Genomic DNA, 14,122 nt, shown 5'->3' on the forward strand with positions numbered 1-14,122 from the left:
GTCCGTATCCCAGGAGGCCCCCGGTCGCGTGCCGGGGGCCTTGCGGTGCGCGGACGCACGAGGCCCCCGGTCCCGCGTCAGGAACCGATCTTGCCGAGCAGGTCGACGATGCGGGACTGCACGTCCGTGCTCGTGGAGCGCTCCGCGAGGAAGAGCACCGTCTCGCCGGACGCCAGGCGCGGCAGCTCCGCCGGGTCGATGTCCACGGCGGTGTAGACGACCAGCGGGGTGCGCTCCATCCGGCCGTTGGCGTGCAGCCAGTCGACGATGCCCTGCCGCCGGCGGCGCACCAGCATGAGGTCCATGACCACCAGGTTCGGGTGGAACTGCGCGGCCACGTTCATCGCGTCGGCCTCCGAGGAGGCGTGCGCCACCTGCATCCCGCGCCGCTCCAGCGTGCCGGTGAAGGCCTGGGCGATCGGCAGGTGCTCCTCTATCAGCAGCACGCGCGGCGGGTGCTGGTCGCTGTCGCGCGGGGCGAGCGCCTTCAGCAGCACGGCGGGGTCCGCGCCGTACGCCGCCTCCCGGGTCGCCTGGCCCAGCCCCGCCGTGACCAGCACCGGCACCTCCGCCTGCGCGGCGGCCTGGCGCAGCGACTGGAGCGCGGTCCGGGTGATGGGCCCGGTGAGCGGGTCCACGAACAGTGCCGCGGGCGGCTCGGCGACCTGGGCGTCGACCTCCTCGCGGGAGCGCACGATGACCGGGCGGTAGCCGCGGTCGGTCAGCGCCTGCCGGGTGGAGACGTCGGGCTCCGGCCACACCAGCAGGCGGCGCGGCTCGTCGAAGGCGGCCTCCGGCTCGCGCGGCGACTCGTCGGTCACGTCGACCGCGCCGTTCGGGCCGTCGAGCGGCTCGGGGCCCTCGGTGTCCTCGGTCGGGGCGCCTATGGCGTACGCGCGGCCGGGGGTGTCGGCACCCCTCGGGGGGTTCTGGGGGGCGCTCTGGCCGTTCGGGGACGGCGCGGGTGCCGGGGCCGGGGCGGCGGGGGTGGCCGCGGTGGCGGCCGGGCGGGCCTCGGACTCACCGGGATTGGCCAGCTTCCGGCGGCGGCCGGTCGGCGTCACCGGGTGGGCGGTCTGCTCGCTGATCTGCTGGGCGAAGGGCACGCCCTGACCGAGGGTGCGCACGCTGATGGCGCGGCCCTGGGTCGTCGACGCCTGGGGGTGCGCCGGCGGCGGGGACGGCTGCACGGGGGCGGGGACGGGGGCCGGCGGTTCCGGCTGCGGGGCCGGGGGCTCGGGACTGCGCTGCGTCTGCTCCGGGATCACCGGCGCGGCGGGGGCGGGCGGCGGCTCCGGCGTGGGCAGCACGACCGGTGCGGGCGCCGGGGTGGGGGCGGGCAGCCGGCGCGGGTCGACGATCGCCGACGGGCGCGGAGTGCTCTCGATGACGCCGCGCGACCGGGGCGCGGAGCCCACGGCCTCCGGCCACTCGGGGGCGGCGGTTCCGTGCCCGGGGCCGCTGCCGTTCGGCCCCGGGGCGTTCCGGCCGTTCGGGGACGGCGCCGGCGGGAGGGCGGGCAGCAGATCCGCCTGCGGCTCCTGCGGGGCGGATGCCGCCGCGCGGCGGGCCCGGCGGCCCGTGGGCTGCTCGGCGCCCTGCTGCTGGACCTGCTGCGGTGGGGCCGGCGCGGGGGGCTGTGGCGCGGGTGCCGGGACGGGGATCTGCGGGGGCGGGGCCGGGACGGGGATCGCGACGGGGCGGACTTCCTGTGCCGGCAGTGCCGGTGGCCCAGGTTGCACCGGCTGTGCCGGTTGCTGTTGCGCCGCATCGGGACGCCGCAGCGCCCGGCGGCGGCCGGTCGGGGTCGCGGAGTCCGTGGTGGGCGCCGCGGGCAGCGCCAGCGCGGAACCGCCGGCGGGCAGTGCGGGCGCCGCGATGCCGTCGCCCGGCCGGGGCGGCGCCAGGGCCGGGGGAGCCGGCGCCGGGACCGCGGGGGCCGCGGGCGCCGTACCGCGCACCGGCTCGGACGGCACCGGCATCACAGTCGTCTCGGACTCCCGCCGGGGCTCCTTCGCCGCCGTCTTGCCGCCGGCCGTGCCCACCGGCACCTCGACCACGTACGCGCTGCCCTGCCCGGGCACGTCGTGCGTCTGGAGCACCCCGCCGTGGCGCTCGACGATGCCGCGCGCGATCGGCAGGTGCACCGGGTTGGCGCCGGCGTGCGGCCCGCGCACCTCGATGCGCACGGAGTCGCCGCGCTGCGCCGCCGCGACCACGATCGTCGAGTCGCCGCTGTTCGCCACGACCGGGACGTTGCCGGCCGCGTCCACGCCCGCCACGTCCGCGATCAGGTGGGACAGCGCCTGCGCCATGCGCTCGGGGTCCACCGTCGCCTCGATCGGCGGGGAGTGCACCGCGTACTGGGCCCGGCCGGGCCCGATCAGCTCGATGGCCGCCTCGACGCCGGACGCGACGACCTTGTCCATGGACGTGGTCTCGCGCTGCAGCTTCTCCTCGCCGCGGTCCAGCCGCTGGAAGGTCAGCACGCTGTCGATCAGCGTGGTGATCCGCGCGTAGCCCGCCGTGAGGTGGTGCAGGATCTGGTTGGCCTCCGGCCACAGCTGTCCGGCCGGGTCGTTGGCCAGCCCGGCGAGCTCGCCGCGCAGTTCGTCCAGCGGGCCGCGCAGCGTGTCGCCGAGCAGCGACCGCAGCTGCTCGTTGCGGGCCGCGACCGCGTCGAAGCGCGAGCGGTCGGTGAAGGTCATCACCGCGCCGACGAGCTGGTCGCCCTCCCGCACCGGCGCCGTGATCAGGTCCACCGGCACCGAGCGCCCGTCCTTGCGCCACAGCACCTGGCCGCGGGCGCGGTGCTTCAGCCCGGAGCGCAGAGTGCCGGCGAGCGGGGTCTCCTCGTACGGCAGCGGGGTGCCGTCCGGGCGGGAGTGGTGGACCAGCGGGTGCATCTCCTGGCCGCCGAGGTCGGTGGCACGGAACCCGAGGATCTGCGCGGCCGCGGGATTGACCAGGACGATCTTGCCGTCGGTGTCGACGCCGATGACGCCCTCGCTGGCCGCGCGCAGGATCATCTCGGTCTGGCGCTGCTGGCGGGCGAGTTCGGTCTCGGTGTCGAGGGTGCCGGTCAGGTCGCGGACGACCAGCATCAGCAGCTCGTCACCGGTGTAGCTGTAGGTCTCGGCGAACGGTGTGCGGGCGTCGTCGAGGTTGGCGCTCGTAACCTCCACCGGAATTTCACTGCCGTCGGTCCGCCGGGCGATCATGCGGGTGGGTTTCGTCCGGCCCACGTCGTCGTCGGGGCGGCGCATGGAGCCGGGGATGCGACGGGCGTCGAACGACGGCAGCAGGTCCAGCAGACCGCGGCCCACGAGCGCCGTTCCGGGGGACTCGAAGGTCTCCAGGGCGATGGAATTCGCGTTGACGACCGTGCCGTTGGCATTGACCAGCAGCAACGCGTCCGGGAGCGCGTCGAGTATTGCCGCGAGGCGAGCAGCGCCTCGGGATGGCCTGCTGCTCACGAGACGCGTCCTCCCTGGAAACCGCACTTGCCGCCGCGCCACCACCCACCAAGGGGCTTCTACCGGTGGCGGCCCATCTTGCCGCCGACCGGAGGGCATGTCACTAGAGCGAGTGTACGGGCAGCCGTTGGACGGGAGGCTCGGGATGCCCATGTCCCGTACGTGTGGGTATCGTTCACCGCCGGGCGGCGCGGATGTGGCATCGGTCACGCCCGCGGGTCGCGACGCGGAGGTTCGGTGAAGGCCCCGTCGGGGGCCGCGCCGGGCGTCGCGGGGAGCACCGGGGCCATCCGCCGCCACCGGTCGGCCTCGCAGCCGTTCGTGCGGTCGTAGCGGTCGTCCACCGGCCTGCCGTCCCAGGTGCCGCGCACCCGAGCACGCTGCGGGCCGCTGTAGATCATCGGGCACAGCGTGCCCTTCGGGGCCGGCCCCACCGGGCCGCCCAGCCGCCGCAGCCGGTCGCAGGCCTCCCGCGCGTCGGGGTGCGTCCCCCTTCCGCCGCCCGGGCCGCATCGGAGGTCGTACGAGGACAGGCCGCCGTTCCCGTCGTCCACGATCACCGTCAGCCGGTCCCCGGCCCGGTCCGGCGGGCAGGCGACGGCAGGTGCGGCGGCGGTCAGCGACAGGCCGAGCGCGAGCGCGGCGGTCAAGGGCATCCGAGCCATTCGCATGCCTCGTCCCTACCTCCCCGCACCCGCCGCGGCCCGGCAACTCACCCGATCGTGGGCGCGCCGCCGCGACGCCCGCCGCAACGCCTTTGCCCTGCCCATGGGCGGCCTAGTAATCTGGTCAGCGATTGGTCCCAGCCCAGTGGGCTGTGTCATCATCTGCGTGCACCCGCTCGCGCGGGACACCTGGAGGCGTCGCCTAGTCCGGTCTATGGCGCCGCACTGCTAATGCGGTTTGGGCTTTACCGTCCATCGAGGGTTCAAATCCCTCCGCCTCCGCTCTCCGGAAGCCCCGGCCACTCGGCCGGGGCTTCTGCCGTTCCGGGGCGGACTCATGACCCCTCCGCTGGCGCGTTTTCGCAGGTCACGCGGGGTGCGGCTAATGGATTTCACCTCACGGCGCAGGTCATGTAATGTTGTTCCCGCAACGCCGACCGGCAAGAAAACGCCGGGAAGCACAAGCACTCGTAGCTCAACGGATAGAGCATCTGACTACGGATCAGAAGGTTGCAGGTTCGAATCCTGCCGAGTGCACACAGCTCAGAAGGCCCCCGGGATCATCCCGGGGGCCTTCTGACATCAACGGCTGACATCAACGCGGTTCGACCGTCGTCTCAGCCGGCCGCGATACTCACCGCGTCGCCGTCGTCACCTTCCCCCTCGTCGTCCAGTTCGAGGGCATCGTCCATGCGGTCGGCCGCGGCCCGCAGGGTCGTCCGCATGACGTGCGCGTAGGTGTCGAGCGTCATGGTGATCGTGCTGTGCCCCAGCGTCTCCATGATGGTCCGGGCGTCGACCCCCTGAGTCAGCAGCAGCGACGCGCGCGTGTGCCGGAGGTCGTGCACCCGGACCCTGCGGATCTGTTCGGTGGCCGCACCCGACCGGGTGCGGTCTCGGTGGGGCGCAGGAACGTCCAGGCGACCGCCCCGGCCCATGGTCGGGGCGGTCGCGCGTCTCCGTCGCTCCGAATGTGATGAACTGTCACAATGCATCCTATTTTGTCATCCCGGTCGAGGGGATTGCTGTGACTGTCTGTCAAGCCGTGAGGGGGGTGGGCGCGCAGGAGACCCTCCCGTCGTCGGCGCCGCCTGATCCTCGAGTGCGTCGCTCGTGGTGGGGTGGGTTGCTGCGGGCGCTGGTGGCGGGTCTCGTGCTAGTGGCCGGCCTGGCCATGCCCATGGTGGCCCCGCAGCCCGCCCAGGCCGTGCCGCCCGGCACCTACGCTTACGTCGCCAACTTCAACGCCAACACGGTGTCGGTGATCAACACCGCGACGAACACGGTGGCGGTCACGGTTCCCGTCGGCGCTGCGCCGTGGGGAGTGGCGGTGTCGCCGGACGGCACCCGCGCCTACGTCACCAACCGCGCCGATGGCACGGTGTCCGTGATCAACACCGCGACCGACACGGTCGTCGCCACCGTCCCCGTCGGCCTTGAGCCCCTAGGGGTGGCGGTGTCGCCGGACGGTACCCGTGCCTACGTCACCAACTTCAGCGCCGACACGGTGTCCGTGATCAAGACGAACACGAACACGGTCGTCGCCACCGTCCCCGTCGGCGATGCTCCCATCGGGGTGGCGGTGACGCCGGACGGCACCCGCGCCTACGTCACCAACGCCAACGCCGACACGGTGTCCGTGATCAAAACGGCGACGAACACGGTCGTCGCCACCGTCCCCGTCGGCGCCTTCCCGTTCGGGGTGGCGGTGTCGCCGAACGGCACCCGCGCCTACATCACCAATTTGAACGACGACACGGCGTCCGTGATCAACACGAACACCAACACGCTCGTGGCCACCGTCCCCGTCGGCGATGCGCCCCAGGGGGTGGCGGTGTCGCCGGACGGCACCCGCGCCTACGTCATCAACGCCGACGCCGACACGGTGTCCGTGATCAAGACGAACACGAACACGGTCGTGGCCACCATCCCCGTCGGCGATGCGCCTCGAGAGGTGGCGGTGTCGCCGGACGGCACCCGCGCCTACGTCACCAACGCCAACGCCGACACGGTGTCCGTGATCAACACCGCCACCAACACCGTCGTGGCCACCATCCCCGTCGACGACCTCCCGTTCGGGGTGGCGATCGGGGTTGTGACCTGCCCAGGCCACGGCAAGCCGGGTCACGGGAAGCCAGGCCACGGCAAGCCGGGTCACGGAAAGCCAGGCCACGACCGGCCAACCACGGCCACCGTCCCGGCCCCCTGTAACCGCACACCGGCATGACGAACGCCCCGGCGCCGACCGCCCACCCTCGGACCGCCGACGCCGGGGCACCCCGTGACCACGCAACCCCACACCCCACACCACGGCCCCCCGCCCAAAGCCTCCGCCGACCCTTCGCACCCGACCGGACCACCGATCAGACCGCGCTACGTGACTCACTTGCCCTGTACGGCCGAACTCGCGCCGACCTGTGCCTGCACGTCTACGTCGCCAACTTCGCGGGCAGTACGGTGCCGGTGATCAACACCGCCACCAGCACCATCACCGCGACCGCCCCAGTCGGCGGCCAGCCGGTCGGCGTCGCGATCACCCCGGCCCGGCGAACCACACCGGGCACTTCGTGCAAGGACGGGACGGCCGCTACACCATCGCCGTGGGCAACGCCGCCGGGGCGGGCTCGACCGACGCCCACCAAGATCAAGCGCGACCAGCACGGCAAGCACTGTGACCACCACGGCCATTGGTGGGGCGCCCCCCTTGCGGAGCCGCAAGTCAGTGCCTGTTGCGTGACATCAGTAGCTGACATCAACGAGGCGTACAACCGCGCACGCCGGCAGGCCCGCAATCGGCGGACGAACCAACGGATCCCTGCGGGCGAACGGTTCGTGAGGTGCTGCACGCGCCTACGCATCAGAAGGTTGCAGGTACGAATCCTGCCGAGTGCACAGCAGGCCGAAGGCCCCCGGAGACGATCCGGGGGCCTTTCGCGTCGGGGCGTACGTCCCGCCGGGACGGCGCGCACCTCAGCAGCACCGCCGCGGTTCTCCAACCCCGCCCGCGCTGCGAGTGTTTGATCATGCGTGACTCCCCTCCACCCGGGCGTGCCTGGTGCGTGCCCGCGTCGCGGCGGCAGATTGCAGGGGTCCCGGGTTCACGCGGAGTTGCCGCTCGGCAGCTCCTGACGGGGATCGTGGGTGACGAATTCCATCCACACGGTTTTCCCTCGCCCGTTCGGAGAAGTGCCCCACGATCCTGAAATATTCTCGACGATGACCATCCCGCGTCCGTTCTCGGCCTTTGACCTGCCCTCTTCCGAAACGGAGAACGGAGAGGGAACCGGGGGCGCGGAATCCGAGTCCCGGACTTCGAGACGCACGCGGTCGGGGTATCGGTAGAGCCGCATGTCCACATCGCTCCCTGCATGGATCAATGCATTGGTCACCGCTTCCGAGACCGTGATCTCCACGTCGTCGGTGATGTCGTCCACGTGCCATCCGCGGAGACTGTCCCGGGCGAACCTGCGGGCGGTGGAGACGTTTCTCAGGTCTCGTGACTGAAGCTCCAGGCGCGCCATTTCGCAACCGGTGCGGCCGTCTTTCGTGTCGGCTCTGACCAGCAGCAGTGCCGCGTCGTCGTATCGTCGGGACGGGTCGGGAACTCCGGAGATCAGCCGGTCCGCCACGTCCTCCACGTTGTCCTGCCCGTCGGCCGCGCACTTGGCGAAAAGGCGGAGCGCGAATTCCTCGGTGTCGCACTGACGGTTCTGGATCAATCCGTCCGAGTACAGGAGAATGAGACTGCCAGGGGACACGGAGAACGTGTAGGATTCCGGCGGCGGCAGCGACGAGGGAACGCCCAGTGGAATTCCCGGAGGCGTGTCCAGCTTGCAGACGCTCCCATCCCTGTCCCTGATCAAAGGTGCCGGGTGGCCGGCTGATGCCACTTCCAGGAAGCCGCCCGCGACGTCGACGCACACGATGCAGCACGTGGCGATGAGGTCGGAACCGAAAGTCAGGAAGAGTTCACTGGTTCGCTCGATGATCGCCGAGGGGCCGTGACCCTCGGACGCGAAGGCGAATACTGCGCTCCGCACCTGTCCCATGACCGCCGCACTGTCGATTCCGTGGCCTTCGACGTCGCCGATGGCGAGTACCACCCGCCCGTTCGAAGCGGCGATCACGTCGTACCAGTCCCCACCCACCTCGGACGATGTGCAAGCGGGAGCGTAGCGGGCGGTGCTGACCATACCGGGGATATCGGGAAGCGACCGGGGAAGCATTTTTCTTTGGAGACTCGAAGCGATTTCGAACTTCCCCTCGGTCAGTTGTATGCGCTCCAGCGCAGATCCCAGGAGGCCGGCCATCATCATGAGCAGTGATTTCTCCTCGGGCGCGAACGTCCTTTCGTCGGAGAAGCCCAGATGGCAGACGCCGGCGATCCCGTTGCTGCCCGGAAGGGGCAGGAAGACCTGGGCGTCGCCGGAAGGCGCGGCGGAGTCGGGACGGGTTGCGTGGACAGGGGTTCCGTTCTCGAGGAAGAGAGGTTTCCCGCTCATGGCCTCGGCCAGCGGGCTCCGCGACTGGATGCTCGCACCGTGGAACAGTCTCACCGTTTCGTGCGAAGCGCCGGTGTGGCCCACCACCCAGGTCCGCCCCTCGACGAATCGTGACAGGACCACCGCACGGCAGCCGAACGGCAGGGAGATCCGGCGATGTGCGGCCGCCACGACGTCCTTCATTCCCGTGGCGGAGTTCAGCTCGCTGGAGAGGCGTCGAAGTTGGTACATGCACGTCATCCCCGTGGAGTCGGGGAGTTCGGGGATGCCCCAGCGTGACGGCGTCGGACCCCGGGTCTCCGCCGGGCCCCCCACCGGGACGATGACGGGGGCCGGCCCGGGGGAGCTCGTCTCCGGGTGTGCCGACAGCTCATCGGCCAGGCGGGCTCCGGCCTTCTTGAGCCACTCCTCTATCCGTGCCTTCGTCTCGCCGTCCGGAATCGGGTCGCGCAGTATCGTGACAGTTCCCAGCACGCGGTCATGGGACATCAGGGGAACGGAAGCCGCGGCATAGGGGAACATGGAGATGTGCTGGTGCTGCTGGTAGAGGTCGGACGAATCCTCGCTTTCGGCAAAAGATATGGATTTCGTACGGAACGTGCGAGCCGAAACGTAGGGCGAGTCGATCGGTATTCGTTCCGGAATGGCGAACACCGCTGGTTGCCGCCCTCCTATCATCGAAGCGCGCAAGTGGCTTCCACCTGCTTCGACCAGGTACACCGTCGCAGCCACCGCATCGAGTGACTTCACGGCATTGCGAACGGTGGCGAGGAGCAATGAAGTGAATTCGTCCACGGATCTGCCATTCGGTAATTCGGCGTTTTGCCGTATATCAGGATAACCCCGACTCCGCAACCCCACCACCGGTGGCTATTTACGCGATCCTGTCACCTCTCTTCGTGTCAATTCCCGCATCGTCCCGGGTGCCGGCGGAGGTGCCGCTGGTGCCGGAAGGGCGATCCGTGCCTGTGTTCGAATTGGGGTCCAGATCTCGTTGCTCTTGGCGAGGCGTTGGGGCTAGGTTCCAAGTGGATAGAACGTTCTATCCATCGCCTGGAGCGCGTGACACCGCGCCCCTGGCGCCCTCTCGACCCGCCAGGAGACAAAAGGTGTTCAAGCACCGTCGTACCAAGAACCGCCGTGTGGGCATTGCCGTCGTGGGAGCGACGGGCGTCGCCCTTGCAGCCGGCCTGGCCGCGACCGCCACGGCCGCCCCCGGGGACAAGGCCGGTACGGCCGAGCCGGCCGCCGCGAAGCCGACCGTCGTACTGGTCCACGGTGCCTGGGCCGACTCCTCCAGTTGGAGCGGCGTGATCAAGCGCCTCCAGGCCGACGGCTATCCGGTCGTCGCCCCCGCGAATCCCCTGCGCGGCCTGACCAGCGACTCCGCCTACCTGGCCGACTACCTGAAGACCGTCCACGGACCGGTCGTCCTGGTGGGCCACTCCTACGGCGGCAGCGTCATCACCAACGCCGCCACGGGCAACACCCACGTCAAGGCGCTCGTGTACATCGCCGCCTTCGCGCCCGACAAGGACGAGACCCTCGCGTCCATCACCGCCGAGTTCCCCGGCAGCCACCTCAGCGACGACCCCGCCGCGCCGGTGCCCACCGCTCTCAACGCCGTCCCGTTCGCCCAGCCCGACGGCGGCACCGGCATCGACCTGACCATCAAGCCCGACAAGTACCGCGACGTGTTCCTCAGCAACCGCCTCAGCCGCACCACCGCCGCGCAACTCGCGGTCAGCCAGCGCCCGATCGCCGCCCAGGCCTTCGGCGAGCCCTCGGGCCCCCCGGCCTGGAAGACCATTCCGTCCTGGTACCTCGTCGCCCACGACGACCACGCCATCCCGCCGGCCGCCGAGCGGTTCATGGCATCGCGTGCGCACGCCCACACCGTCGAGATCAACGCGCCGCACGCGGTCCCGCTCACCGACCCGGGCGCCGTGACGCGCCTCGTCGAGCGGGCCGCCACCGCCCGCTGACCGGTACGCGGCCGCCTCCGCCTCCGCGTCGGGACGGCGGAGGCCGCTCCGTGGAGTCCCCCACGTGCCCGGCGGTCGTCGCGCCGTCGCGGCAGGGCGACCATCGGGTCGGCAGAAGGCTCGGGGTCCGCGGCGTTCGGCTCCTGGAGCGGGTCCCGGACAACGTCGTGGAACCGGGCCCGGTGCATGAGAGCCGCCCCGGAAGAGCCCGCTCGCCGTGGCCAACAGGCGGTCCGTGCCTCGGATCGCTGAGCCGGTGCGGGCCGCCTTTCCGTTCCGAGTCCTCCCTGTACGGGACAGTTCTTTCTCCGTATCCGCTGGTGAGAGCTCAGGCACGGATGTACCCATGGCGGGGTGGCGACCCGGGGCGGCTAGGGTGTGTGCGCGACAGACCGACACATACATGGAGGGGTGGTCACGATGGCCGACATCGACGCGGCGAAGCGGGCGTTCACGCGGTACGACATCGACGGGGACGGTCTCATCACGGCCAGCGAGTACAAGAGCGTGATGGCCCAGCTGGGCGACTTCCACGTGACCGAGACGGTGGCCCAGTCCGTGATCAGCCGGGTCGACACCAACGGCGACGGCAAGATCTCCTGGGACGAGTTCTGGGCGGCGCAGCAGGCCTGAGCCTCAGGCCGTCTCGTCCAGGACGAGTTGGGGGACCTCGGTCGCGCCGCACAGGCGAAGGGTCCGGGCGTGCAGCCGCGGGCAGCGGACCGTGACGCGGTCGGCGGGGCCGAGGGACGCCGCGTGGCGGATCAGGACGCCGGCGCAGCGGGCGTCGATGAAGCCGAGCCCGGTGAGGTCGATGACGCACGGCGGGCCGGCCGGTGAGCCGAAGGCGTGGCGCAGGCCGACCTCGAAATCGGTGCGCGTGGCCAGGTCGGCGTCGCCGCTGAGGGCGAGCGTGCCGCCGAGCCGCTCGACGTGGAGGGCGCCGGACGGCGGCCGCAGGCACATCGGATGGGCGGCGCGCACCCGCGCCAGCAGCGAGGCGTGGAAGCGCCGCTGGTCGTACTCGCAGACGGCGGTGAGCCCGAGACCGGCCAGCACCTGCGTCATGGCGGCCTCGTGGCCGACGAGCCGGTCCCGGTCGAGGCCCGGCCGCAGCGCCCAGGACATGTCGCCCGCGGCGCGCAGCCCGCGGTAGCCGAGGCGGCGGGCGGTGTCGGTGAGGGCGGTCCAGGCGGACGCGGAGTCGTAGCCGGGGACGAGCGGGGTGATGACCAGTGCGCCGCGGCGCACCGCCTCGGAGGCGCGGACGCCGAGCGCGGTGAGCCGGGTGACGGCCTCCGCGGGGGGTGTGCCGCGTCCGCTGAAGAGCAGGACGCGTTCCCCCTGGCCGAGGCCGATGGCGGTGAAGGCGGCGCGGACCTCCCAGCGGGCCTCCTCGTCCTCGAAGCCGAGGCAGGCGTGGTCGCCGGACGCCATGCGGTCGACCGGGACGGTTCGGGGCACGGTGCCGCTGTCCATGGGCCGAACATACGCCCGGCCCCGGCGTCCGGCCGGGCGCTGACCGGCTTTGAGCGGAGGCTTCCGTTCCTGATGAGCGGCTGTCCCCAACTGCCTCTTCGGTGACGGGCTCAGAGCCCCAGAGCCACCGCGAGCCGCCGCCACTCCTCGCGTGGCAGACCGCTGCGGTCCTCGCCGGCGGTCAGCACCTGGACGGCGACGTGGTCGGCCCCCGCGTCGAGGAAGGCGTCGATGCGCTCGTGCACCCGCTGCTCGTCACCCCAGCCGATGAGCGCGTCCACCAGGCGGTCGCTGCCGCCGTTCGCCAGGTCGTCCTCGGTGAAGCCCAGGCGCAGCCAGGCGTTGGTGTAGTTGGGCAGCGTCAGGTAGAGGGAGAGCATGGAGCGGGCGGTCGCCCGGGCGCGCTCGGGGTCGGTGTCCAGGACGACCGTGAACTCCGGGGCGAGCAGCGGGCCGCGGCCGAGGATCTCGCGGGCCTGCGCGGTGTGCTCGGGGGTGACCAGGTACGGGTGGGCGCCCGCGGCGCGGTCGCGGGAGAGCTCCATCATCCTCGGGCCCAGCGCGGCCAGCACACGGCGGTCGGCCGGGACACCGGCCGCGTCCAGCGCGTCGAGGTAGCCGGTCATGGCGGCGTAGGGCCGCTCGTACTGCGCGGCGAGCTTCGCGTGGCTGACGCCGATCCCGAGCAGGAAGCGGCCGGGGTGCGAGGCCTCCAGGGCGGACCAGCGGGCGGCGACGTCCACGGCCTCGTACTGCCAGAGGCTGAGGATGCCGGTCGCGACGGTGATGGACGAGGTCGCCTCGATCAGCGGGGTCGCGTGCTCCACGCCGCTGCTGCCGCCGAGCCAGAGGGCGCCGTAGCCCAGCTCCTCCAACTCGGCCGCGGTCTCGGCGAGTTCCTTCGCCCGGGAGGGGTCGGGGTCGCGCAGGCCGCTGTTCCACAGCCCGTACCGGCCGATCGCCTGCGCCTGCGTGCTGCTGCCGCTGAAGCCCATGGGCCGTCTCCCACCACCAGGTCGACTGAAGTCCGATGTCCGTCGTACCAAACGCGGCCCGGCGATCCGCGCATTCCCCCGCCGGGCGGCGTGTTCGCGGCCGCACACCCCCGCGTCCCGTGCTCCCCGCGGCCCCTGGCGGGCCGTCATCCGGCCTGCGGGCGGTTCTCAGACAATTCAAAGGCACCGCCAAGGGTGCTCTCAGCGGCGGCTCACAGGATTCCCCCATGACCGCGTCTCCTTCCTCCGCCGCCGACCTCACACGTCCGGACGGCTCCCCCGTACGTGTCCTCGTCGTGGACGACGAGACCGCCCTGGCCGATCTGCTCTCCATGGCCCTGCGTTACGAGGGCTGGGACGTCCACACCGAGAGCACCGGCGCCGACGCCCTGCGCGCCGCCCGCGAACGGCGGCCGGACGCCGTGGTCCTGGACGTGCTGCTGCCCGACATGGACGGCCTGGAGGTCCTGGCCCGGCTGCGCCGCGACCTGACCGACGTACCCGTGCTGTTCCTCACCGCCAAGGACGCCGTCGAGGACCGCATCGCCGGGCTCACCGCGGGCGGCGACGACTACGTCACCAAGCCCTTCAGCCTGGAGGAGGTCGTCGCCCGGCTGCGCGGCCTGCTGCGCCGGGCCGGCGTCGCGGCCGCCCGCCAGGAGTCCCTGCTGGTCGTCGGGGACCTGGTACTCAACGAGGACAGCCACGAGGTCAGCCGCGACGGTGCCGGCATCCACCTCACCGCCACCGAGTTCGAGCTGCTGCGCTACCTGATGCGCAATCCGCGCCGGGTGCTGAGCAAGGCGCAGATCCTCGACCGCGTCTGGTCGTACGACTTCGGCGGCCAGGCCAACGTCGTCGAGCTGTACATCTCCTACCTGCGCAAGAAGATCGACGCGGGACGCGCGCCGATGATCCACACCCGGCGCGGCGCCGGATACCTGATCAAGCCGGGCGAGACGACGTCAGCCGCGGTGCGACCGTCGGCGACGCCGCCGGGCAGGCGCTCCTGACCGACGA

Annotated in this window: 11 protein-coding genes and 2 tRNA genes; 7 read left to right on the forward strand and 6 right to left on the reverse strand. The window is 71.6% G+C overall.

What is annotated here, in order from left to right:
- Nucleotides 1-77: 77 nt before the first annotated feature.
- Together ACIP98_RS16320 and ACIP98_RS16325 are read right to left on the reverse strand one after the other, a co-directional pair.
- Nucleotides 78-3,476, reverse strand: coding sequence for a PAS domain-containing protein (locus tag ACIP98_RS16320; RefSeq protein WP_401976402.1), 3,399 nt, complete (start codon nt 3,474-3,476; stop codon nt 78-80).
- 206 nt (nt 3,477-3,682) lie between these two features.
- Nucleotides 3,683-4,132: an SSI family serine proteinase inhibitor gene (locus ACIP98_RS16325; protein WP_401976404.1), complete on the reverse strand. Its 450-nt coding sequence runs from the start codon at nt 4,130-4,132 to the stop codon at nt 3,683-3,685.
- 200 nt (nt 4,133-4,332) lie between these two features.
- Between ACIP98_RS16325 and ACIP98_RS16330 the strand changes: the two genes are divergently transcribed.
- Nucleotides 4,333-4,423: transfer RNA gene (locus tag ACIP98_RS16330), tRNA-Ser, on the forward strand.
- A gap of 182 nt (nt 4,424-4,605) precedes the next feature.
- A tRNA-Arg gene (locus ACIP98_RS16335) sits at nt 4,606-4,678 on the forward strand.
- An 80-nt stretch (nt 4,679-4,758) separates the two neighbouring features.
- Here ACIP98_RS16335 and ACIP98_RS16340 read toward each other — a convergent pair.
- Complete coding sequence (locus tag ACIP98_RS16340; RefSeq protein ID WP_401976406.1) at nt 4,759-5,136, reverse strand: tyrosine-type recombinase/integrase; 378 nt, start codon at nt 5,134-5,136, stop codon at nt 4,759-4,761.
- Between the two features lie 131 nt (nt 5,137-5,267).
- Here ACIP98_RS16340 and ACIP98_RS16345 point away from each other — a divergent pair, with 131 nt between their 5' ends.
- On the forward strand, nt 5,268-6,368 hold the full coding sequence (locus ACIP98_RS16345; protein ID WP_401976408.1) for a beta-propeller fold lactonase family protein: 1,101 nt from the start codon (nt 5,268-5,270) through the stop codon (nt 6,366-6,368).
- Nucleotides 6,365-7,162 carry a hypothetical protein gene (locus tag ACIP98_RS16350; RefSeq protein ID WP_401976409.1) on the forward strand — a complete coding sequence of 266 codons (798 nt, stop codon included), beginning with the start codon at nt 6,365-6,367 and terminating at the stop codon, nt 7,160-7,162. Before ACIP98_RS16345 ends, ACIP98_RS16350 begins: the two co-directional genes overlap by 4 nt.
- Nucleotides 7,163-7,239: 77 nt before the next feature.
- Here ACIP98_RS16350 and ACIP98_RS16355 read toward each other — a convergent pair whose 3' ends face one another.
- Entirely contained in the window at nt 7,240-9,438 is a 2,199-nt protein-coding gene (locus ACIP98_RS16355) for a SpoIIE family protein phosphatase (protein WP_319663781.1), read from the reverse strand.
- A gap of 314 nt (nt 9,439-9,752) precedes the next feature.
- Between ACIP98_RS16355 and ACIP98_RS16360 the strand changes: the two genes are divergently transcribed.
- Entirely contained in the window at nt 9,753-10,628 is an 876-nt protein-coding gene (locus ACIP98_RS16360; RefSeq protein WP_401976412.1) for an alpha/beta fold hydrolase, read from the forward strand.
- Nucleotides 10,629-11,048: 420 nt separating this feature from the next.
- The gene (locus tag ACIP98_RS16365) at nt 11,049-11,261 is read left to right on the forward strand and encodes an EF-hand domain-containing protein (protein ID WP_319663783.1); all 213 of its coding nucleotides are present in this window, start codon (nt 11,049-11,051) and stop codon (nt 11,259-11,261) included.
- A 3-nt stretch (nt 11,262-11,264) separates the two neighbouring features.
- Here ACIP98_RS16365 and ACIP98_RS16370 read toward each other — a convergent pair whose 3' ends face one another.
- Together ACIP98_RS16370 and ACIP98_RS16375 are read right to left on the reverse strand one after the other, a co-directional pair.
- Entirely contained in the window at nt 11,265-12,107 is an 843-nt protein-coding gene (locus ACIP98_RS16370) for an MEDS domain-containing protein (RefSeq protein WP_319663785.1), read from the reverse strand.
- A gap of 110 nt (nt 12,108-12,217) precedes the next feature.
- Nucleotides 12,218-13,102: an LLM class F420-dependent oxidoreductase gene (locus ACIP98_RS16375; protein ID WP_319663787.1), complete on the reverse strand. Its 885-nt coding sequence runs from the start codon at nt 13,100-13,102 to the stop codon at nt 12,218-12,220.
- 227 nt (nt 13,103-13,329) lie between these two features.
- Here ACIP98_RS16375 and ACIP98_RS16380 point away from each other — a divergent pair, with 227 nt between their 5' ends.
- Nucleotides 13,330-14,115 (forward strand): response regulator transcription factor, encoded by a 786-nt coding sequence (locus ACIP98_RS16380; protein ID WP_319663788.1) that lies wholly within the window; start codon nt 13,330-13,332, stop codon nt 14,113-14,115.
- The last annotated feature ends 7 nt before the right edge of the window (nt 14,116-14,122 follow it).

Source organism: Streptomyces sp. NPDC088354 (assembly GCF_044753585.1).
In the GTDB taxonomy this organism is placed as follows: Bacteria; Actinomycetota; Actinomycetes; order Streptomycetales; family Streptomycetaceae; genus Actinacidiphila.